The sequence below is a fragment of the Rhodococcus sp. SB1D genome, assembly GCF_048573875.1.
GTDB classification, from domain to species: domain Bacteria; phylum Actinomycetota; class Actinomycetes; order Mycobacteriales; family Mycobacteriaceae; genus Rhodococcus_F; species Rhodococcus_F qingshengii.
In genome coordinates this window covers 162,120-181,058 of record NZ_JBMAIQ010000002.1, presented here as the reverse complement: position 1 = coordinate 181,058, position 18,939 = coordinate 162,120, and the positions used below count along the sequence as shown (strand labels likewise).

The window sequence follows — 18,939 nt, the reverse complement described above, 5'->3', positions numbered from 1 at the left end:
TCCAGATCCATTTCCTGCCCTACTTTTTCGGGCACGGATAGTCGGGTACGGCCCAAGTGATCTGCGTAGCGTGAAACCCGTGAACAGGAAGACACGATGATCGACGGACTGAACCGCGCGCTCGACTACATCGAAAGCAATCTGAGCGGCGAGATCGAGACAGCCGAGATGGCAAGGCTGGCAACCACCTCGGAGTATCACTTTCGGAGGATGTTCTCGGCCCTGGCCGGCATTCCCGTATCCGAATACATCCGTCGACGTCGACTCACCCTGGCTGGTGCCGAGTTGTCCGTCAGCAGATCAGGAGTGTTGGAGACCGCCGTGAAGTACGGCTACTCGTCCGCGGAAGCCTTCACACGAGCGTTCACCGCATTTCACGGCGTGAGCCCCGGCGCGGTCAAACGCGCTCCCGCCGTTCTCAAATCCCAACAGAAACTTGTCATTCACGTGACACTGGAAGGAGCCACACCGATGGACTACATGCTTGTGGACAAACCTGCCCTGACGGTAGTCGGGTTCAAGACCCGGGTTCCATTGGTTCACGAAGGTCCCAATTCTGCGATCGAAGATTTCACCCGCTCCGTGGACAAGGTTGCGTTGCGAGGGTTGCGCGAGCTCTCCGATCAGGACCCGGCGGGAATCGTCAGTGTCGTCGACAATTTGGCGCATCCCAGAACCGAAGGCACAGAACTGGATTACTACCTGGGAGTGGTCACCGGCAAACCTTCACCCACGGGTTTCGATCTGCTGACGGTCGACGCACACACGTGGGCCGTCTTCACCGCCGACGGGTCGGAAATCGAATCTGTGCAGTATTTGTGGCGAGATATCTACACGGAATGGTTTCCTGCCAACCCTTTTCGCTCCGTACCTGGTCCCGAGATCATGCGTACCGAATACAACGACGATTTCACCGTCGCACGGTTCGAGCTCTGGATTCCGGTCGAGAGCGAGCTGAGCGACGTCGGGGCGTAAAACAGCCGCCAGGTCGGATGGAAGTCACGACCCGGCGGCTGAGCCATCAGATGAAACAGACTGTCAAAGAATCAGTTTCGCTCCGGTAGCAGCAACCACGTCCTCGACGCTGATGCCCGGCGCCGTCTCCACCAGGCGGAGACCGTCGTCAGTCGCGTCGATCACGGCCATGTCGGTGATGATTCGCTGGACGCAGCCCTTACCGGTCAGCGGAAGCGAGCACTTCTCGACGATCTTGTGCTCACCCTTCTTCGAGACGTGCTCCATCATCACGATGACGCGCTTTGCGCCGTGGACCAGATCCATCGCGCCGCCCATGCCTTTGACCATGTGGCCAGGGATCATCCAGTTCGCGAGGTCTCCGGTGGCACTGACCTGCATGGCACCGAGCACGGCAACGTCGACCTGGCCGCCGCGGATCATGCCGAACGACGCTGAGGAGTCGAAGAACGACGCACCGGGGAGAACGGTGATGGTCTCCTTGCCCGCATTGATCAGCTCGGGATCGAGTTCGTCCTCGGTCGGGTACGGCCCCACGCCCAGAACGCCGTTCTCCGAGTGCAATACAACGGTGATGTCGGTCGGGAGGTAGTTCGGAACCAGCGTCGGCATACCGATGCCGAGGTTCACGTACTGCCCGTCCTCGAGTTCGCGCGCGACGCGGGCCGCCATCTCTTCGCGGGTGAGTTTGGTGGGTAGTACAGAAGTCATGCTCGTACCGTCCGATTCTCGATGCCGACCGTCACGGGGCCGACGTGGACAACACGCTGAACGTGAATGCCCGGCGTGTGGATCTCGGCGGGGTCGAGCTCACCCGGCTCTACGAGGTGCTCGACCTGCGCAATGGTGATGCGCCCCGACGTTGCTGCAGCCGGATTGAAGTTCTGGGTACTCGCGCGGTAGACGAGGTTGCCGTGCCGGTCACCTTTCCAGGCATGGACCAGTGCATAGTCGGCGACGATGCCGCGCTCCATCACATAGGTGACGCCGTCGAAGTCACGAGTTTCCTTGGGCGGACTGGCAACTGCGATGCCGCCGCTGCCGTCGTAACGCAGTGGCAGGCCGCCGTCGGCGACCTGGGTGCCGACGCCGGCCGGGGTGAAGAACGCGGGGATGCCCGCTCCCCCGGCGCGCATGCGCTCGGCGAGCGTGCCCTGCGGCGTGAGTTCGACTTCCAGCTCACCGGAAAGGTACTGACGCGCGAACTCCTTGTTGGAGCCGACGTACGAGCTGACAGTACGACGGATACGCCCCTTCTCCAGAAGCACTCCGAGCCCGAACCCGTCGGTGCCGCAGTTGTTGCTCACCGTTTCGAGTGATGTCGCGCCCTGCTCGAGGAGCGCATCGATGAGGATTTCCGGCACTCCGACGAGCCCGAAACCTCCGACAGCGATCGTGACGCCGTCCGGCACGTCGGCGACGGCCTCGGCAGCAGTGGGAATGACTTTGTCCATCATGTCGATCACAGTAGCGCGACCCGTACGTATTGTGAACCCCCGTCCGCATAACGAACATTTTTCGCCCCCGGCATTGCCTGGGTCACATCTACGAACTATTCTGTTCGCAGAGCGCAACACATGTACACATTGCGAACAACTTCACGTAACCGAACGACGAGGTTCCCTATGCTGCATCTACCGCCGAGGTACCAGCGGCCGACTGGCGTCAACGCCCCGGCCGATTTCGCGGACTACAAGACGACTTCCCTTCGCCACCCGAAGCAGCCGCTGAAGCTGCTCCCCCAGCGGCTCACGGAGCTCACCGGGCCGGTATTCGGCGAGGATCGCGTCGGCGCCGGCGAAAACGACCTGACCATTGCCAACGGCGGCGAAGCACAGGGACAGCGCATCGTCGTTCACGGCCGCGTACTCGACGGCGACGGAAAACCCGTCCCCCACACACTGCTCGAGGTATGGCAGGCCAACGCCGGTGGACGCTACCGCCACACCGGCGACAACTGGCCCGCGCCGCTGGATCCGTTCTTCAACGGCCTGGGTCGCTGCGTCACCGACGCGAACGGCCACTACAGCTTCACCACGATCAAGCCGGGCGCCTACCCGTGGATGAACCACGACAACGCCTGGCGACCGGCACACATCCATTTCTCGCTGTTCGGCACGGCATTCACGCAGCGCCTCGTGACGCAGATGTACTTCCCCGACGATCCGATGTTCTTCCAGGACCCGATCTACAACGCGGTACCCGAAGCAGCACGTCACCGCATGGTCAGCGTCTTCGACTACGACGCCACAGTCCCCAACTGGGCTCTCGGGTTCCGCTTCGACATCGTCCTGCGCGGCCGTAACGCCTCCGTATTCGAGAACGAGGAAGACCACGATGACTGATCACACCGCGAAGCCCGCACCCACTTATCCGGTAGTCCCCGGCGACTTCACCACCGCCCCCTTCGGTGTCACGCCCTCTCAGACCGTCGGGCCGTACTGGCACATCGGCCTCCCCTGGACGGACGGCCCCGACGCCGCTCCCGCCGATGCCCCCGGACGAATCACGCTGGCCATCACGGTGATCGACGGCGCCCGTACACCCGTCGCCGACGCGATGATCGAAACATGGCAGGCCGATACGCTCGGACGCTTCAACCATCCGGACGATCCCCGTGGCGCAGTGGAGCTCACTCCGGCTGGTTTTCGCGGATTCGCCCGCAGCGCAGCGGATCCCACGGGCACTGCATTGGTCCACACTGTCAAGCCCGGTGCGCAGCCCACTGAAACGGATGCGGACGAGGCCCCACACGTGAACGTGTCGGTCTTCGCTCGCGGCATGCTCGACCGCCTGGTCACCCGCTTGTACTTCCCCGAAGACGCCGACGCACACGCAACAGATCCGGTGCTGTCCTCACTGAGCGAAACCGAACGCGCGAAGCTGGTTGCAACCAAGGTCGACGGTGGGTACTCCTGGACGGTCTATGTTCAGGACGAGGACGCGAACGGCGTCGAGACGCCCTTCTTCGAGCTGTAAGAGGAGTACACATGCCCACTCGCGGCGCACTGTTCGACCCGGTGTTCGGGGCCACCCGCGTATCGGAGCACCTGTCCGACCAGGCGTGGGTCACCGCGTTGCTCGACGTGGAGGCCGCACTGAGTTGTGCGATGGCCACAGTCGGGTTGGCGGACGGGGAACATTGCGCCGCGGTGGCTGCTGCCGCGGCCGAACTCTCACAACCGGGCGGTCTGGACATCGTGGCGCTCGGCCGCGCGTCGGCCGCCGGCGGAAATCCCGTCATTCCGCTGGTGAAGATGCTGCGCGAAAGGGTCGGACAGGAAGGTGTGCCTGCCTCCGTGGTGCACCCGGGCGCCACGAGTCAGGACATCATGGACTGTGCGCTGATGCTGTTGACGCGACGCGCGGGCGCGGTGGTTCTGGCCGACCTGACCCGCGCCGCCGATTCCGCCGCACACCTCGCCCGCCTCCATCGCTCTACTCCGATGGTCGCGAGAACCCTGGGACAACAAGCACTTCCGACCACCTTCGGGCTACTGGCATCGAGTTGGTTCACCGCACTCGACGCCGCAGCGATTCGCCTCGAGATCGTGCTGTCCACGTTGCCGGTTCAATTCGGCGGCGCCGCAGGCACACTCGCTGCGTTGTATCCCGACGGGCTCAGGATCGCCGACGCGCTGGCCGACGAACTCGGCCTGGCCAGGCAGGTCACTCCCTGGCACACCGACCGCGTGACTATCGCAGAACTCGCGACCACGCTCGGTATCGTCGCCGGCGCTGTTTCCAAGCCCGCCACCGACATCACCGTCATGGCGTCCACCGAACTCTCCGAGGTCGCCGAAAGCGCTCCGGGCGGCTCATCGGCCATGCCGCACAAGCAGAATCCCGTCGCGGCCATCACCGCCCGCGCAGCAGCGCGACGTGCTCCCGCACTGGTCGCCACAGCCCTGTCGAACATGGATCACGAATTCGCTCGCGCCGCAGGCCCCTGGCACGCCGAGTGGGAAACCGTCACCGATCTCCTGCGTCTGGCAGGCGGAGCGGCGCACCAGCTTTCCGTGAGCCTCACCGGCCTGCAAGTACACACCGAGTCGATGGCTCGCAATCTCGACATCACCGGTGGCCTGATTCTCGCCGAGCGTGTCACCAAGGCCCTGTCCGCACACACTGATCGAGCGCGCGACATCGTCACCGCGGCAGCCACTTCCGGAACCAGATTGGATCGTGATCCCGCCATCGCAGAGCACCTGAGCGAAACCGAGATCGCCGAACTACTCGACCCCGCACACTATCTGGGCCACGCCACCGATCTGGTCGACCGCGCCCTCGCCGAACGCCCCACAGGAGGATCTCGATGAGCGTCGCGCTCAACTTTCAACAGACCGGCAATCTCGATGCCCCGGCAGTGGTTCTCCTGGGTTCACTCGGATCCGATCTGTCCATGTGGCAGCCGCAGATTCACGCGCTGTCGAATCGCTACCGCGTCATCGCCGTCGACCATCGCGGCCACGGCAAGTCACCGGTGCCTGCGGGCCCCTACTCAATTGCCGATCTCGCCGGCGATGTCATCGCTCTCCTCGATTCGCTCGAACTCGAGTCCGTACATCTCGTCGGGCTCTCCCTCGGCGGCGCTGTCAGCCAGTGGATCGCCGCACACCACCCCACTCGCGTCGAGACGTTGACCTTGATGTGCACGTCCTCGCAGTTCGCCCCGGCTCAGCCGTGGATCGATCGTGCTCGGGCTGTCCGTGCGGACGGTATCGCGTCAATCGCGGCCGCCGTCGTCGGACGCTGGTTCACGCCGGGACTGGCCGAGAATGATCCGGAGCTTGTCGCCCGTCACGTCGCGATGGTCGAAGCCACACCCGACGAGGGCTATGCCGCCTGCTGCGAGGCGCTTTCGACGTGGGACGGCCGCAACGACCTGGCCCGCATCGTCGCTCCGACGCTCCTCGTCGCGGGCGAGCAGGATCCGGCGACGCCTCCGTCGACGTTGGGTGCGATCGCCGACGGCATCGCCGATGCGGTACTGCACGTGGTCGATCCGGGCGCACACCTGGCCAACGTCGAACAAGCCGGGCACGTCACCAAACTACTTGCAACGCATATTGCCTCGCACACATCTGCGCTCGCCCAACGTAGCGCCGCCGTGTCGGCCGGCATGACCGTACGACGCCAGGTGCTCGGCGACGCCCACGTCGACCGTTCCATTGCCGGTGCCACCGAGTTCACCGCCCCTTTCCAGGACTTCATCACTCGCACGGCGTGGGGTGACATCTGGTCGCGCCCCGGCCTCGATCACCACACCCGCAGGCTCCTCACTCTCGCGATCCTCACTGCCGTCGGCAACGAACACGAACTCGACATGCACATTCGCGCTGCGCTGCGTGCCGGGATCGATCCCGACGAACTCGTGGAAGTATTTCTCCATACCGCGGTCTATGCGGGTGTGCCGAACAGCAACTTGGCTTTTGCGCTGGGAAAGCAAGCACTCGCGGACCTCTCGGCCGAACCTGAGGAGAACGAGACAACATGAGTGAGAACAGCAGCGAGCAAGCGCCGGGACCGTCCCCGGACTACGTGCAGTCGCTGGCCCGTGGGCTTTCCGTCATCAAGGCTTTCGATGGTGAGCACCCGCGTCGCACCCTCAGCGAGGTTGCCCGGCACACCGACCTCACGCGTGCGACTGCTCGCCGCTTCCTACTCACGCTCGTCGAACTCGAATACGTACGTACTGACGGTTCGGTGTTCTGGTTGACGCCCCGTGTCCTCGAACTCGGCTACAGCTACCTCTCCAGTCTGTCCCTTCCCGAGATCGCCGGGCCGCATCTGGAAGCCTTGTCCGCCAAGGTCCGTGAATCCACGTCCGTGTCGATCCTCGACGGTGACGACGTCGTGTACGTGGCTCGTGTTCCGGTCAGCCGCATCATGACGGTTTCCATCACCATCGGCACGCGCTTTCCCGCGTACGCCACATCCATGGGTCGAGTTCTGCTCGCCGGCTTGCCGGACGACGCCCTGGACGCCTACCTCGCCCGAGTGTCCTTCGCCCGCCTGACCGGCAAGACCATCTCCACCGCCGACGGACTACGCGCCGAACTCGAGAAGATTCGCACCGACGGGTTCGCGATAGTCGATCAGGAACTCGAAGAGGGTCTGCGCTCGCTCGCCGCACCCATCCGGGACGCGACCGGTGACGTGGTCGCGGCCGTCAACATCTCCACCCAAGCCGCCCGCTACAGCGCCGAAGCTGTTCGCGGTGAACTGGTTCCGGCCGCAGTCGCCACTGCGGACGCCATCTCCGTCGATCTCGGACGTACTCAGTCGTCCAACAATCACTCGGCTGCCACCCGCTGACCGAGCAGACCCAAGGAAGAACCAATGCCTGACGTTGTCATCTGTGAACCGCTCCGTACCCCTGTCGGCCGCTTCGGCGGTGTCTTCCGTGACGTAGCCCCGGAAGATCTCGCCTCGACGCTGATCACCGAACTCGTCACGCGTACCGGCATTTCCGGCGCGGAGATCGACGACGTCATTCTCGGCCAGGCTTCGCCGAACGGTGAGGCTCCGGCGATCGGACGCATCGCGGCGCTCAACGCGGGTCTGGGCATCGATGTTCCCGGCATGCAGGTGGATCGCCGGTGCGGGTCGGGATTACAGGCAGTCATCCAGGCCGTCATGCAGGTTCAGTCCGGTGGCAGTGACCTGGTCCTCGCGGGCGGTGCCGAGTCGATGAGCCAGGCCGAGTTCTACGCAACCGGAATGCGTTGGGGCGTCAAGGGTGAAGGAGTTGCGCTCAGCGATCGTCTCGCGCGGGCCCGCGTCACAGCCGGCGGACGTGACTTCCCGGTTCCCGGCGGAATGATCGAAACGGCAGAGAACCTGCGCGCCGAGTTCTCCATCAGCCGCGAGGATCAAGATGCACTCGCGGTTCAATCCCATCAGCGTGCCGTCGCAGCACAGAAGAACGGCGTCTTCGCCGAAGAAATCGTTCCGGTATCCGTTCCGCAGCGCAAGGGCGAGGCCCTGCTCGTCGACACCGACGAGCATCCACGCGCCGACACCTCGATGGAATCGCTTGCGCGCCTTCGTCCCATGCGCGCAAAGATCGACCCCGACTCCACCGTGACTGCAGGTAATGCCAGCGGTCAGAACGACGGCGCAGCACTGGCGATCGTCACCACCGCCGACAAAGCTCGTACCCTCGGACTGCGACCGCTCGCACGCCTCGCGAGTTGGAGCGTTGCGGGCGTTCCGCCGCGCACCATGGGCATCGGCCCCGTACCGGCGTCGGAGAAGGCACTCGGCCGCCTCGGGCTGTCCCTGGCGGACATGGACGTCATCGAACTCAACGAAGCCTTTGCGGCACAAGCACTTGCAGTCCTGCAGAGTTGGAATCTCGAGGCCGACGACCCACGCATCAACCCCAACGGCTCCGGCATCTCCCTCGGACATCCGGTCGGAGCTACGGGTGGACGAATCCTGGCCACCCTGTTGCGCGAGATGGACCGTCGCGAAGCGCGTTACGGCCTCGAGACGATGTGCATCGGCGGCGGGCAGGGCCTGGCTGCGGTCTTCGAGCGCCTGTCCTGATCAAGCCCCGACGTGCGCGACGCCGGAGTCACCGAGTTCGCCGCGTAGGCCGTCGAGAAAGACACGCAGCAGTTCGGTGAGTTCGGCCTGCTGCTGCTCGGTGAGAATCGACGTCAGTTCGGCTTCACGGCCGAGAACTCGGTCCACCAATTGCTCCACCAGCTCGTGACCGGCGGCAGTGAGGGTCACGAGCACTATTCGTGACCCTTGCGCGGCGGAGGACCTCTCCACCAGACCCGCGTTCTCCGCGCGTGCGAGTCGCTGCGAGATCGCACCGGCCGTGACTCCGGTCTGCTCGGTGATCTGGCGAGTCGTCAACTGATACGGCTCGCCGGATCGCCGCAGGACACTGAGTAGGTCCAGCGTGGCTGTGTCCGCACCGGCCGAGGCGAGTACCCGTCGGCGATCCTCACCGAGCAGCTTGGCGCACATCCACAGCCTGGTGACGATGCCGATACCCTCCACGGGCGTGCCCGGCCTTTCGCGAAGCCACGCCAAGGCAACCGCGTCCACCGCGTCGTCCGGGTTGTAGTCGCCCACCACTGCACACCTCGTTTAGCTCTAAATGATACGTTCTTCGTATAGGTCTAAACGTAGCTCACGGAGGTAGGCATGACACGCACAGTTCTGGTAACCGGCGGCGGAACAGGGATCGGGCGCGCAGTTGCAGCGGCGTTCGCCCGGGACGGAGACACCGTTTTTGTCACCGGCCGACGCACGGAACCACTCGAAAAGACCGCGGAGGAGTTGGGCGATAATGTTCACGCCTTTACTTGTGACAACTCCGACCCGAAAGACCTGAAGCGGCTGCAGGATTCGCTTCCGGGAACCATCGACGTCGTGGCGCACTGCGCCGGCGGTAACACGGACTTCGATCGTGAAGCGCCGTCAGATCTGGAATCCCTGGCCGCCGGGTGGCGGGCCAATCTGGACTCCAATCTGATCTCGGCAGTGTTGACCACAGCAGCAGTTCGAGATCGAATCCCCAGTGGCGGTGCCGTCATCACCATCGGATCGATTGCCGCCGACAAGGGAGCTGGAGCGTACGGCGCTGCCAAAGCAGCAGTTGCGACGTGGAATGTCGATCTGGCCGCCGAACTGGGCCCAGAAGGCATCACGGCGAACATCGTCTCCCCCGGTTACATCGCCGACACCGAGTTCTTCCGGGACTTTCTGACGGACGAGCGTCGCGCGATGCTGATCGAATCCACCAGCACCAAGCGCGCCGGAACCCCGGACGACATCGCATCAGCCGTCCATTTCTTGGCCTCACCGGGTGCCCGGCAGATCACCGGTCAGGTATTGGCAGTCAACGGCGGTGAGAGAACCAGTCGCTGATCACGCCAGGTGGCGCTCGAAGAACGAGTCGATTCGCTTCCAGGCATCCTGCGCTGCAACAGGATCGGGACCGATTCCGAGGATGCGCTCCAAAGGACGAAGCACCTTGGGTCCGGCCTCCGCGTCGTTGAGGAACGCGTGGCCGGCGGTGGGGTACTCCTTGACGTCGTTCTCGATACCGGCATTGCTGAGCGCCGTCTCCAGCTTCGCTGCCGCGCCCCGGAGCGAAAAGTCCTTGCCTCCGAAACTCCCGACGATCGGGCACGCATCCACCACGGCCTCATCGAGTTTGCGTGGAAGCTGACCGTAGTTCACCGAGGCAGCGTCGAAATCTCCGGCGCTGACCATCGCGAAGCCGCCGCCCATGCAGAATCCGATGACACCGATCTTTCCGGTGCAGTCCGGGGATTCCACCAGCCAACTGCGAGCGACTTCGATGTCGGTGAACGCCTTGCCGTGTCCTCGAAGCATCGACGTCATGGTGGGCACTAGGCACCGCTTCGCCCCGCCCGCGCTGTAGAGGTCGACAGCGAGCGTCAGGAATCCCGCAGCGGCCAGCCGCTTGGCTTGCCGCTGCATCACCTCCTCGAGCCCGAAGGCCTCGTGAATCATCACTACCCCCGGCCACGGGCCGGGGGTAGTGGGGGTTTCGAGTATCGCTCGCAGCGGTTGTGATCCGCCGACTACTGCGGCGCGGCCCGTCAGATCTATGTCCACCATGTTTCGATGCTAGGCCGACGCAGGGTCCGTACGCTCGGAAGCGAGGTCAGGGGAGTTGTTTTCCCTGGCCCGCCGCAAGCCCGGTCAAGACCTCGGCGAGCTGCGGCAAGGCGTACGGTGCGCTCAGTGGACCGAAATTGTCGACAAAGGCATTCGAGAGCAGAAGTTCGACCGGCGCATAGGCTCGCGCCTTCACCGCGGGGAGGTTCTGGAAAACTGCGAAGTTCTCCAACCTCGTCGTCGCTTCCTGATCAGAAGCGAGGCTGAGCAAAATGTCTGCGGGTGCGAGTACCTCCGCCTGCTCCATCGACAGCGCAGTCATCTGCTCGGCGTTGTATCCGCGATAGTCGAGTCCGAGTTCGCGCAGCAGAACCCCGGGCGCACTGGCATCCCCCTGCACATACAACTGATCGCCGTACATCGAGCCGATCATGATCGTCTTGCCACCGAAGCCGTTCAGGGAAGCTGCGGTGTCGGAGATCAGAGCGTCGGTCCGGGCGATCGCTGCAGCAGCAGCCTCGTCGACAAAAGCGGCCTGCCCGACCGTGGCGACGCCGTCACGCCACGAGGTGGTCCAGTCCAGCGCGATGACCGGAGCGATCTGACTGAGCCTCTCGGCTGCAGGTTCGAGATAAGTCTTCATTCCGATGATGAGGTCCGGCGAGTAGCGCGCGATGATTTCCGGGTTGATTTCGCCTGTGGTGCCGAAGCTTTCGAGGTCGGCTATTCCCGCGGTGCTCTGCCAAGGCAGTGAACCGCGGTCCCACGATCCTGTGTTGCCGTAGGCGACTGGGTGAACGCCGAGCGAGAGCAGGAATTCCAGATCCGTGAAGTCGCTGGCAACAACGATCCTTTCCGGCTTTCCCGAGATCGTGGTGGTTCCGAGCGCATTGATCACCTCACGTTGTTCGCCGGCATCAGAAGCATCTGATGTAGTCGAACACCCCGCAAGGATGGCGGCCGCTGCCACTGCGCCGACCCCGAAGAACCCACGGCGACTGAGCTGGTCCACAAGTTCAGACGTCGTGGATTCACAAATCGTTCCGTACATGTATGCACTCTCCTTCTCGGCGACTGCTGCGCGCGCCGAGGGCACAGCGAAAGAGAGGTTAGCCCACCCTCATCTTCCATAGGGTTCCTACGTTTGCGATTCCGAGAGATCGGAGCGATAAAGATGGACCGTTCTCGAGCGGACAAGTACATTCCCGCTGATCTATCACCGCAGGCAGTTGGGCGAGCCACCAGTCCCTGCCTTCGGCGATCGGGTCGCTCCAGCGTCGAAAATCAGTCGAAGATCAGTTGCCATTCCCTCCTCGAAAGCTTCCGAATTACCGTCTTTTGCACGTCGCCCACCGTTCGACTTGCGCGGCGTGGGAGGATAGACATATCGAGATCGGGACTTCGATGTGAGGGCCCGGATCGAGTTTGTAGGGAGTATCGGTATGGCACAGGGCATCGTGAAGTGGTTCAACGGCGAAAAGGGCTTTGGTTTCATCGCTCCCGACGACGGAACACCGGACGTGTTCGTTCATTACTCTGAAATCTCGGGCAACGGCTACAAGTCGCTCGACGAGAACCAGCGTGTGGAGTTCGAGGTTGGCCAGGGCCAGAAGGGTCCTCAGGCCACCAATGTGCGCGCTGTCTAATCAGTGACACAAGAAGAGGGCCGCACCCGCAAGGGTGCGGCCCTCTTCTGCATTGTCCTTACGGCGACCCGAGAAGCGCTGTTGCACGAGCAATCAGGTGATCACGCAGTCGAATTACGGCGGGCGTCAGGCGGTAATTGCCGACGGCCAACGCGATGGTTCGATCGCGAACGCCCGTTACCGGAACAGCGACGAGATCCGGGTGATCGACCTCGGCGACGGGGAGCAACGCGATACCGAGACCACGCGAGACCAGGGCACGAATCGTTTCGAACTCCGTGATCTCGAATGCAACCCTCGGCTCGAATCCGGTTTGCATACAGCAAGAGTCGAGCAACATCCGAAGGTGATAGGTGGGCGGACTCGCGATGAATGTCTCGTCGACCAGTTCCGCGAGGTCGACACCATCTCTCGCCGCTAATCGATGTCCAGTACCCACATGCAGAAGTATTTGCTGATGCCCCAACAGCGTTGTAGGCAAGTCCTCCGGCGCTGGAATCATCACGGCAAGATCCAGACGCCCGTCTCGGACCATTTGCGCGAGTGATTCCCCATGCGCTTGCACAAGGTTCAATCGCACCCGCGGCGCCGCCTCGTGAAACTCTGCGAGCAGCGACGGGACGCTGATCGGGCCCAATGTCAGTGGAAACCCGAATCGTACGAGGCCACCCTCCGGATCCGCGTTACTACGGACCAGACCTACTGCGTTGTCCAGCTCCTTGACGAGGCGGCTAGTTAGTTCGTGTAATTCGCGCCCTGCCGAGGTCAGTGCAACCCGGCGCCCAACCGGCTGAAAAAGCTGAAATCCCAGCGTCTTTTCGAGCGTCTTCAATCTCCGGCTGAGCGAGGACTGAGGAATCCCGAGCAGGTCGGAAGCTCTCGTGATGTGGCCTTCCTCCGCGGCCACATCGAAGGCCGCCAGAAGCGGCGCCAGCCCTTCTACTTCAGCCGATCGAAACTCATCCATATTCGGATCATAAACCGATGGTTTCTTCATTGGACGGATGAGTCTGTTTGGGGCCACGATGCACATACACCCCAACCTCTGAGGAAAGGCCGCCCATGTTCACGTCGCCACCGTCGGGATTGAAACCTGGTTCCGAAGAGCCCCCACTCGACGCAATACTCATCGGCGCCGGGATCATGTCGGCAACGCTGGGTACATTGATCGCAAGACTCCAACCCGATTGGTCCATCGAGGTACTCGAACGGCTCGGCGAACCCGCCGGCGAAAGCTCCAACGCGTGGAACAACGCAGGAACCGGCCATTCGGGCCTATGCGAACTGAACTACATGCCCGACCCCAGCGACCCCGCGAAAGCTGTAGAGATCAGCCACCAATTCCACCTGTCTCGCCAATTCTGGGGATCACTCGCGGAAACCGGCGAGCTGAAACAAACCCCATCGTTCGTCAACCCAACCCCTCACATGGACGTCGTTTTCGGCAAACGAGACATCGAATATCTACGTCAGCGCCACGCCACGCTACATGGATTACCCGAATTCTCAGCCATGGAGTACACAGAAGATCCTCAGACGGTCAATAATTGGGCGCCGCTGATGATGCGCGGCCGAATGGATTCCGAACCGATAGCTGCGACTCGATACGCAGCAGGTACAGACGTGGACTTCGGTGCTCTGACCCGAGAACTGCTTCACACCATGACAAATCGTGGTGCACGCATCCGCACGAGCCACGACGTAACATCACTCCAGCGCATGACAGACGGCACGTGGCTCATCTGTGGGCGAAACACTATCTCTGGCATTCAGTTCCAATTGAGATCTAGATTCGTCTTCGTCGGCGCAGGCGGGTACGCGCTCAGGCTTCTTCAGAAGGCGCGAGTTCCCGAGGTTCGAGGCTATGCGGTGTTCCCTCTCGGAGCCCAGTTCCTGCATACCGAAAAACGCACCGTCGTCGACTCCCACAACGCGAAGGTGTACAGCCAGGCCGCGATCGGAGCACCACCGATGTCGGTCCCCCATCTCGACAGGCGTGTGGTCGACGGCTGCCCGTCATTGATGTTCGGACCGTATGCCACCTTCAGCACACGACTCCTCAAGCATGGCAAGCTAACTGACTTGTTCGCTACGATCCGATTCCGAAACGTCGCAGTATTGCTTGCTGTCGGAATACAGAACATCTCGCTCGTCCGATACCTGTTCAGCCAATTACTGTCATCGAAACGGCGCAAGTTTGCCGCACTGCAACGCTTCTATCCCGAGGCCGATCCCGCAGACTGGAAGCTGATTCAGGCCGGGCAGCGCGCCCAATTGGTGAAGCCTCACCCGAGAAAGGTCGGGATGCTGACATTCGGCACAGAGGTAATCACCAGCGCAGAGGGATCGATTGCCGGTCTCCTGGGTGCATCGCCGGGAGCTTCGGTTGCACCATCTGTGATGACGGACGTACTCGCCAAGTGCTTTCCGAGCCACATCGAGCAATGGATGCCGGCACTTAAGGAATTGATGCCGGCACTGACACCGATCACTGATCCTGAATGACGGCCAGTGCTCCAACGATGTTCGACTCCGCCACCGACTTCGAGATTCCGAGATCAGCCAGAACACCTGATCCGTCTTCGAGTTCGAGCAGCGCGAGCAGGATGTGCTCGGTTCCGATGTAGTTGTGGCCCAGGCGAAGAGCCTCACGGAACGTCAGTTCCAGGACCTTGCGCGCACGAGCGTCGTACGGAATGAGTTCTGGTAGTTCGGAAGTCGGAGTCGGTAGTACACCGGCCACTGCAGCTCGGACGGATCCGAGCTCCACCCCTTGCGCCACTATCGCCTTCGCAGCCAACCCGGCAGGCTCCTCGACGAGCCCCAGGAGCAGGTGCTCCGGCTGGATCTCTGCGTTACCGGCGGCGCGGGCTTCGTTCTGCGAGGCCATGACGACGTTCTTCGCCCGGGGAGTGAACCGGTTGAACCCTTCGTTCGGATCCATCGGCTTCTGATCACTCGGCGCCTTGGGAACAAAACGCTTCTGCGCAGCCTGCTTCGAGACACCCATGCTCGCGCCGATCTCCGTCCACGACGCTCCCGACCTGCGCGCCTGGTCGACGAAGTGACCGATCAGGTGATCTGCAACTTCACCGAGATGATCAGCGGCAATCACGGCGTCGGAAAGTTGGTCGAGAGCATCGGTGTGAACCTTCTTGATCGCGTCGATGAGGTCGTCGAGTCGAACCTTGTTGGTCATTTCCACTGGTTTGCTCATGCGTCAACCATAGGTTGACGCAATCGAAAACGTCAACCCTAGGTTGACGATCGTCTTCGCCGCCCAGTGCTCAGCCGGAAAAGAATTCACGCAGAGCCGGGACAATAGCGTCGTCGGCGACGCCGTGGCCCTGACCGGGGATCTCCAAAGTCTTTGTCCCCGAGACTTTTGCAGCGATTCTCGTCGCCGAGGCAGGTGCCCATTGACCACTGTCACCGCCGTACATGACCAACGTGGGGACGGTAATGGAGGCAAGCCAGTCGAGCGACTGACAGCCGTGATCACACACAGCGACGTCGTAAGGCAAGGTGTGCGCGATGGCGCACATGTCGGGCCAATCGGCACTCCGCTTGATCTCGTCGACCATCTCCGCGGATGCACCGGTCAGATCCAGAAAACGCGTCACAGCACCTTCCCTGTCGCCGCCCGCAATCAATCGCTCCAGGTCACTTTGGGCAGTCTCGTCACGCTGGTCGTCGTCCATGTACGGCGCCTCGTAGACGGCGAGCTTACGCATCGGAACGGCCTGCGCAGCGGCCTCCAAAGCCAGCGCGGCACCCGACGACAATCCGTAAACGAGCGGTGTTTCACCGGTGGCAGCGACGACCGCCCGCAAGTCCTCCGCCTCGGCGTCGATCGAGAACGCGCGACTGTCACCGCTGTCCCCGCGTCCGCGCCTGTCGTACGAGTACACCGTGAAGTCCGCCGCCAACTCTGCAGCCAGGGATTCGAACCATCCGCGGTCGCAGAACGCTCCGGCGACCAGGACCACTGCTGGTCCGGCACCGGAGCGTTCGTATGCGATGGTCGTACCGTCGCGGGATTGCACTACCGCTGGGGATTGCTCTGTTTGCACGTCGATCTCCTCAGGTCTGGTCAATGCCTACCTGATTAGACCGCCCGCGTTACCTAAACTCATCGGTCCGGTCGGCAGTGGCTTCAGCTGATCTTGTTGTACAGGGCATCCCAACCCTGTGCCACGTACGAAATCGTGTAGATCGAACCGTAGAACGTAGAGCCACCCAGACTGGTGACGTTGCCCGCCTGCACTGCCGGGAGTCGCTGCCACAGCTTGCTCGCCACCAATGCCTGGTACGCCGCACTGTCCTCGTTCTCGGTGATCATGAAGCCGTCGACGCCGGCCAGCACGTCGAGGCCTTCGAGGCTGACGCCGCCCTCGGGATCGAGCCCCTCCGAGGTGGCGGTTTTGCCACCGATGTCGCCGAGCGTCATGTCGCTGGGCTTGTCGCCCTTCTCGGAGGTACGGATGCTCGTGACGTACAGCGTGTTCGTGTCCGGCATGAACGAGACACTGGCGACGGTCTTGGACGCAATCTTCTCGGCATGACGACTGCGGATGTCGGAAATCAGATTGTCGTAGTCGAGCGTCAATCGATCGAGTGTGGCCGTTCGACCGAGCCAGCCCGACAACCGCGAGAGGTTTGTGCGCCAGTCGTCGGTGAACTCTGTCGTCAGAACCGGTGCGATGGTGGACATCTCGGCCACCGGCCACCACTCGCTCTCGTAGTTCAGGCACACGATCAGGTCGGGCTCGAGCGCCAAGATCTGCTCGCGGTTGGGGATCTCCGACAGGAACGGTACCGACGAATCGATAGGCACCCACGGTGTCGCCTGGGCGTACGTGTAGCCGACGAGCGGAAGTTCCAGAGCTACAGCAGGTTCCAGATCGAGCCGCGAGTCGATCGCGACAACCCTCTTCGGATTGACAGGAATGTCGTACGTTCCGAGAGGTGTCGTCACAGAACGCATTTCGGTTTCACCCGAACTGCTCCCGCTGTCACCGCAGGCCGCCAGGAACGCGCCCAGCCCGGCGATCCCGGCACCGAAGCCGAACTGCCGACGTGTGAGGTCCGAAACGAGGCGGTTGTCGGAGTAGCCCTCGGGAAGCAAGAGCGTGGATTGAGCGGGCATGCGTGTCGAACCTCCAAAAGAAATGAATCATCCACTGTTGCGAGCGGATAAGGATGCCCTAACAGCGTACGCAGGGAGGGTCGTCGCGATCGGCCCAGAAATAGTCGAATCAGGCCAATTCGCACCCCTTACTTGTCGAGTTTGCGCATCTCGACGAAGTAGACCGCACTGAACGCGAGGTAGGTGCCGACGATTCCGAGGACCGAGATGATCAGGACGAGAGCGAGAAACATAGCCATGATGGTCTCCACTGACACGGGTTGTTCACGATGTCGATCGAGAGAAAATGGCTTCGAACTGCGGCGCTGCGACTCGAAGCGGGGCCGAAACTTTCGGTTACACACACCACGCTAGCCCCAGGCGTCTCGAGTTTTGATGAACTCGAGGTGAACTCTCCTACGGCTACGTCACACTTTTCTGTCGGACGGTCAGTTCGGTCCGAGCACCTGTCCGGACCATTCGACCAAAGGCGTCAGTGCGCGCCACGCTGTGCGAACTTCCTTCAATGTCCTGGCGCTGTCCAGCCACGACGGGCTTGGGTAACTACGACCAGCAGTCAGCGACTTGTGACGCAGCAATTCGATCCGCGGGTGATCGACCGTGTATCCGCGAGGCGCCGTCTTGAGCTTGTCGCCGCCGATCGTGAATCCGGCCTTCTCGACGGAGGCCAGGATCTTCTCGAGCTCCGGGCCTCGAACGTCGTCGTCGACAGCCGCACGATAACGCGCGATGGTCTCCGAACTGCTGGCGTAGAATCCACCGGCCACCATCAACCCTGCCGCGTCGATCTGCACGTAGTAGCCACAGCTCTCGGCGAGACCGACGAACGCTCCCTGGTGCGTCTTGTACGGGATCTTGTCCTTCGAGAATCGAACGTCACGATACGGCCGAAAGAGCTTGGCCGTGCCGAATTCGTCCTCCAACGCCGCGGTCAACGACGCCATCGGACGACGAACCACTTCGTCGTACGTCTCCTTGTGCGCTGCCCACCAGGTCTTGCTGTTGTCGGCCTCCAAGTCTTCGTAGAAGTCGAGTGCAGCAACGGGTATGCCAGTGAACGCAGCCATGGCGTAAGCCTAGCCCGGGCTGACAAGCACCACCGACGTGTCATCCGAATGGACTCTTGCCGTGCCCGCGAATTGCCCGAAATATGGCCAGGTGGAACAACAATTACTCACAGGGGGGGGAATACATGACACCGAGACTGTCGGCATTCACGGATCTACTGGCCCAGGAAGTCTTCCAACCAACCCCGGTAGTCGTGGAAGCCCCATTGAACATTCCCGTTCTCATCATCGCCGTCATCGCGTTGGTGACTGCGATAGCAGCACTTGCTGTGGCACTTTCGGCTCGCATGCGCGCCACGCCCACACCGCGATCCGCCGCGGCTCAGCAACACGGCTCAGTGCAAGCTTCACAGAGCCCTCCACCAGCACCACCCGCAGGCTGGCACTCACAGCTATAGAGCACAACTGAGTGAACCGCGTATCTCTGGCATCAACGAGGTGCTGCCCTGCACCGATGCCCGGATCGGCCCGAATCCGTAGACTGCATGGG

General features: G+C 62.3%; 21 protein-coding genes. 11 read left to right on the top strand and 10 right to left on the bottom strand.

What is annotated here, in order from left to right; translation table 11 throughout:
* Nucleotides 1-96 precede the first annotated feature (96 nt).
* Nucleotides 97-975, top strand: a complete 879-nt coding sequence (locus ACN50D_RS06345; RefSeq protein WP_064114170.1) for an AraC family transcriptional regulator — start codon at nucleotides 97-99, stop codon at nucleotides 973-975.
* 63 nt (nucleotides 976-1,038) lie between these two features.
* Here ACN50D_RS06345 and ACN50D_RS06340 read toward each other — a convergent pair whose 3' ends face one another.
* Nucleotides 1,039-1,686, bottom strand: a complete 648-nt coding sequence (locus tag ACN50D_RS06340; protein ID WP_211920974.1) for a CoA transferase subunit B — start codon at nucleotides 1,684-1,686, stop codon at nucleotides 1,039-1,041.
* Nucleotides 1,683-2,429 carry a CoA transferase subunit A gene (locus ACN50D_RS06335; RefSeq protein WP_030536554.1) on the bottom strand — a complete coding sequence of 249 codons (747 nt, stop codon included), beginning with the start codon at nucleotides 2,427-2,429 and terminating at the stop codon, nucleotides 1,683-1,685. The genes ACN50D_RS06340 and ACN50D_RS06335 overlap by 4 nt, the downstream gene beginning before the upstream one ends.
* Nucleotides 2,430-2,600: 171 nt before the next feature.
* Here ACN50D_RS06335 and pcaH point away from each other — a divergent pair, with 171 nt between their 5' ends.
* From pcaH to ACN50D_RS06305, 6 genes are read left to right on the top strand one after another with little or no spacing between them, the layout of a single operon-like run.
* On the top strand, nucleotides 2,601-3,320 hold the full coding sequence (gene pcaH, locus ACN50D_RS06330) for a protocatechuate 3,4-dioxygenase subunit beta (RefSeq protein ID WP_007730015.1): 720 nt from the start codon (nucleotides 2,601-2,603) through the stop codon (nucleotides 3,318-3,320).
* Nucleotides 3,313-3,954, top strand: a complete 642-nt coding sequence (gene pcaG / locus ACN50D_RS06325) for a protocatechuate 3,4-dioxygenase subunit alpha (RefSeq protein WP_042446987.1) — start codon at nucleotides 3,313-3,315, stop codon at nucleotides 3,952-3,954. The genes pcaH and pcaG overlap by 8 nt, the downstream gene beginning before the upstream one ends.
* A gap of 11 nt (nucleotides 3,955-3,965) precedes the next feature.
* Entirely contained in the window at nucleotides 3,966-5,294 is a 1,329-nt protein-coding gene (pcaB, locus tag ACN50D_RS06320) for a 3-carboxy-cis,cis-muconate cycloisomerase (protein ID WP_050654574.1), read from the top strand.
* The gene (gene pcaD / locus ACN50D_RS06315; protein ID WP_211920976.1) at nucleotides 5,291-6,472 is read left to right on the top strand and encodes a 3-oxoadipate enol-lactonase; all 1,182 of its coding nucleotides are present in this window, start codon (nucleotides 5,291-5,293) and stop codon (nucleotides 6,470-6,472) included. The genes pcaB and pcaD overlap by 4 nt, the downstream gene beginning before the upstream one ends.
* Entirely contained in the window at nucleotides 6,469-7,293 is an 825-nt protein-coding gene (locus ACN50D_RS06310; protein ID WP_211920977.1) for an IclR family transcriptional regulator domain-containing protein, read from the top strand. The genes pcaD and ACN50D_RS06310 overlap by 4 nt, the downstream gene beginning before the upstream one ends.
* A gap of 24 nt (nucleotides 7,294-7,317) precedes the next feature.
* The gene (locus ACN50D_RS06305; protein WP_007730007.1) at nucleotides 7,318-8,529 is read left to right on the top strand and encodes an acetyl-CoA C-acetyltransferase; all 1,212 of its coding nucleotides are present in this window, start codon (nucleotides 7,318-7,320) and stop codon (nucleotides 8,527-8,529) included.
* On the opposite strand, the gene ACN50D_RS06300 is transcribed toward ACN50D_RS06305, so the two are convergent.
* The gene (locus tag ACN50D_RS06300) at nucleotides 8,530-9,069 is read right to left on the bottom strand and encodes a MarR family winged helix-turn-helix transcriptional regulator (RefSeq protein ID WP_099698127.1); all 540 of its coding nucleotides are present in this window, start codon (nucleotides 9,067-9,069) and stop codon (nucleotides 8,530-8,532) included.
* Nucleotides 9,070-9,141: 72 nt separating this feature from the next.
* Here ACN50D_RS06300 and ACN50D_RS06295 point away from each other — a divergent pair, with 72 nt between their 5' ends.
* A complete protein-coding gene (locus tag ACN50D_RS06295) occupies nucleotides 9,142-9,867 on the top strand; it encodes an SDR family NAD(P)-dependent oxidoreductase (RefSeq protein WP_211920979.1) in 726 nt (241 codons plus the stop codon).
* Here ACN50D_RS06295 and ACN50D_RS06290 read toward each other — a convergent pair whose 3' ends face one another.
* A complete protein-coding gene (locus ACN50D_RS06290; protein WP_030536547.1) occupies nucleotides 9,868-10,587 on the bottom strand; it encodes a dienelactone hydrolase family protein in 720 nt (239 codons plus the stop codon). It lies immediately after the preceding gene.
* A gap of 46 nt (nucleotides 10,588-10,633) precedes the next feature.
* Nucleotides 10,634-11,683 (bottom strand): ABC transporter substrate-binding protein, encoded by a 1,050-nt coding sequence (locus tag ACN50D_RS06285; RefSeq protein WP_307850434.1) that lies wholly within the window; start codon nucleotides 11,681-11,683, stop codon nucleotides 10,634-10,636.
* 346 nt (nucleotides 11,684-12,029) lie between these two features.
* On the opposite strand from ACN50D_RS06285, the gene ACN50D_RS06280 reads away from it, so the two are divergent.
* On the top strand, nucleotides 12,030-12,233 hold the full coding sequence (locus ACN50D_RS06280) for a cold-shock protein (RefSeq protein ID WP_003939930.1): 204 nt from the start codon (nucleotides 12,030-12,032) through the stop codon (nucleotides 12,231-12,233).
* 58 nt (nucleotides 12,234-12,291) lie between these two features.
* On the opposite strand, the gene ACN50D_RS06275 is transcribed toward ACN50D_RS06280, so the two are convergent.
* The gene (locus tag ACN50D_RS06275) at nucleotides 12,292-13,200 is read right to left on the bottom strand and encodes a LysR substrate-binding domain-containing protein (RefSeq protein ID WP_249342806.1); all 909 of its coding nucleotides are present in this window, start codon (nucleotides 13,198-13,200) and stop codon (nucleotides 12,292-12,294) included.
* A 95-nt stretch (nucleotides 13,201-13,295) separates the two neighbouring features.
* On the opposite strand from ACN50D_RS06275, the gene mqo reads away from it, so the two are divergent.
* Entirely contained in the window at nucleotides 13,296-14,738 is a 1,443-nt protein-coding gene (gene mqo, locus ACN50D_RS06270; protein ID WP_050654569.1) for a malate dehydrogenase (quinone), read from the top strand.
* Here mqo and ACN50D_RS06265 read toward each other — a convergent pair.
* The 4 genes from ACN50D_RS06265 to ACN50D_RS06250 all read right to left on the bottom strand — a co-directional run bounded on the left by ACN50D_RS06265 (nucleotide 14,722) and on the right by ACN50D_RS06250 (nucleotide 18,449).
* Entirely contained in the window at nucleotides 14,722-15,450 is a 729-nt protein-coding gene (locus ACN50D_RS06265; RefSeq protein ID WP_080552754.1) for a Clp protease N-terminal domain-containing protein, read from the bottom strand. The genes mqo and ACN50D_RS06265 overlap by 17 nt on opposite strands.
* A 70-nt stretch (nucleotides 15,451-15,520) precedes the next feature.
* Nucleotides 15,521-16,306 (bottom strand): alpha/beta fold hydrolase, encoded by a 786-nt coding sequence (locus tag ACN50D_RS06260; protein WP_030536544.1) that lies wholly within the window; start codon nucleotides 16,304-16,306, stop codon nucleotides 15,521-15,523.
* 83 nt (nucleotides 16,307-16,389) lie between these two features.
* Nucleotides 16,390-17,382, bottom strand: coding sequence for an ABC transporter substrate-binding protein (locus tag ACN50D_RS06255; protein WP_007729992.1), 993 nt, complete (start codon nucleotides 17,380-17,382; stop codon nucleotides 16,390-16,392).
* A gap of 428 nt (nucleotides 17,383-17,810) precedes the next feature.
* Nucleotides 17,811-18,449, bottom strand: coding sequence for a DUF2461 domain-containing protein (locus ACN50D_RS06250; protein ID WP_003939783.1), 639 nt, complete (start codon nucleotides 18,447-18,449; stop codon nucleotides 17,811-17,813).
* Between the two features lie 125 nt (nucleotides 18,450-18,574).
* Here ACN50D_RS06250 and ACN50D_RS06245 point away from each other — a divergent pair, with 125 nt between their 5' ends.
* Nucleotides 18,575-18,847 (top strand): hypothetical protein, encoded by a 273-nt coding sequence (locus ACN50D_RS06245; protein ID WP_156519441.1) that lies wholly within the window; start codon nucleotides 18,575-18,577, stop codon nucleotides 18,845-18,847.
* Nucleotides 18,848-18,939 lie beyond the last annotated feature (92 nt).

Coding starts and splice junctions, on each gene's coding strand:
- ACN50D_RS06345 (WP_064114170.1), top strand. CDS start 97: ATGATCGACGGACTGAACCGCGCGCTCGACTACATCGAAAGCAATCTG.
- ACN50D_RS06340 (WP_211920974.1), bottom strand. CDS start 1,686: ATGACTTCTGTACTACCCACCAAACTCACCCGCGAAGAGATGGCGGCC.
- ACN50D_RS06335 (WP_030536554.1), bottom strand. CDS start 2,429: ATGGACAAAGTCATTCCCACTGCTGCCGAGGCCGTCGCCGACGTGCCG.
- pcaH (WP_007730015.1), top strand. CDS start 2,601: ATGCTGCATCTACCGCCGAGGTACCAGCGGCCGACTGGCGTCAACGCC.
- pcaG (WP_042446987.1), top strand. CDS start 3,313: ATGACTGATCACACCGCGAAGCCCGCACCCACTTATCCGGTAGTCCCC.
- pcaB (WP_050654574.1), top strand. CDS start 3,966: ATGCCCACTCGCGGCGCACTGTTCGACCCGGTGTTCGGGGCCACCCGC.
- pcaD (WP_211920976.1), top strand. CDS start 5,291: ATGAGCGTCGCGCTCAACTTTCAACAGACCGGCAATCTCGATGCCCCG.
- ACN50D_RS06310 (WP_211920977.1), top strand. CDS start 6,469: ATGAGTGAGAACAGCAGCGAGCAAGCGCCGGGACCGTCCCCGGACTAC.
- ACN50D_RS06305 (WP_007730007.1), top strand. CDS start 7,318: ATGCCTGACGTTGTCATCTGTGAACCGCTCCGTACCCCTGTCGGCCGC.
- ACN50D_RS06295 (WP_211920979.1), top strand. CDS start 9,142: ATGACACGCACAGTTCTGGTAACCGGCGGCGGAACAGGGATCGGGCGC.
- ACN50D_RS06290 (WP_030536547.1), bottom strand. CDS start 10,587: ATGGTGGACATAGATCTGACGGGCCGCGCCGCAGTAGTCGGCGGATCA.
- ACN50D_RS06280 (WP_003939930.1), top strand. CDS start 12,030: ATGGCACAGGGCATCGTGAAGTGGTTCAACGGCGAAAAGGGCTTTGGT.
- ACN50D_RS06275 (WP_249342806.1), bottom strand. CDS start 13,200: ATGGATGAGTTTCGATCGGCTGAAGTAGAAGGGCTGGCGCCGCTTCTG.
- mqo (WP_050654569.1), top strand. CDS start 13,296: ATGTTCACGTCGCCACCGTCGGGATTGAAACCTGGTTCCGAAGAGCCC.
- ACN50D_RS06265 (WP_080552754.1), bottom strand. CDS start 15,450: ATGAGCAAACCAGTGGAAATGACCAACAAGGTTCGACTCGACGACCTC.
- ACN50D_RS06255 (WP_007729992.1), bottom strand. CDS start 17,382: ATGCCCGCTCAATCCACGCTCTTGCTTCCCGAGGGCTACTCCGACAAC.
- ACN50D_RS06250 (WP_003939783.1), bottom strand. CDS start 18,449: ATGGCTGCGTTCACTGGCATACCCGTTGCTGCACTCGACTTCTACGAA.
- ACN50D_RS06245 (WP_156519441.1), top strand. CDS start 18,575: ATGACACCGAGACTGTCGGCATTCACGGATCTACTGGCCCAGGAAGTC.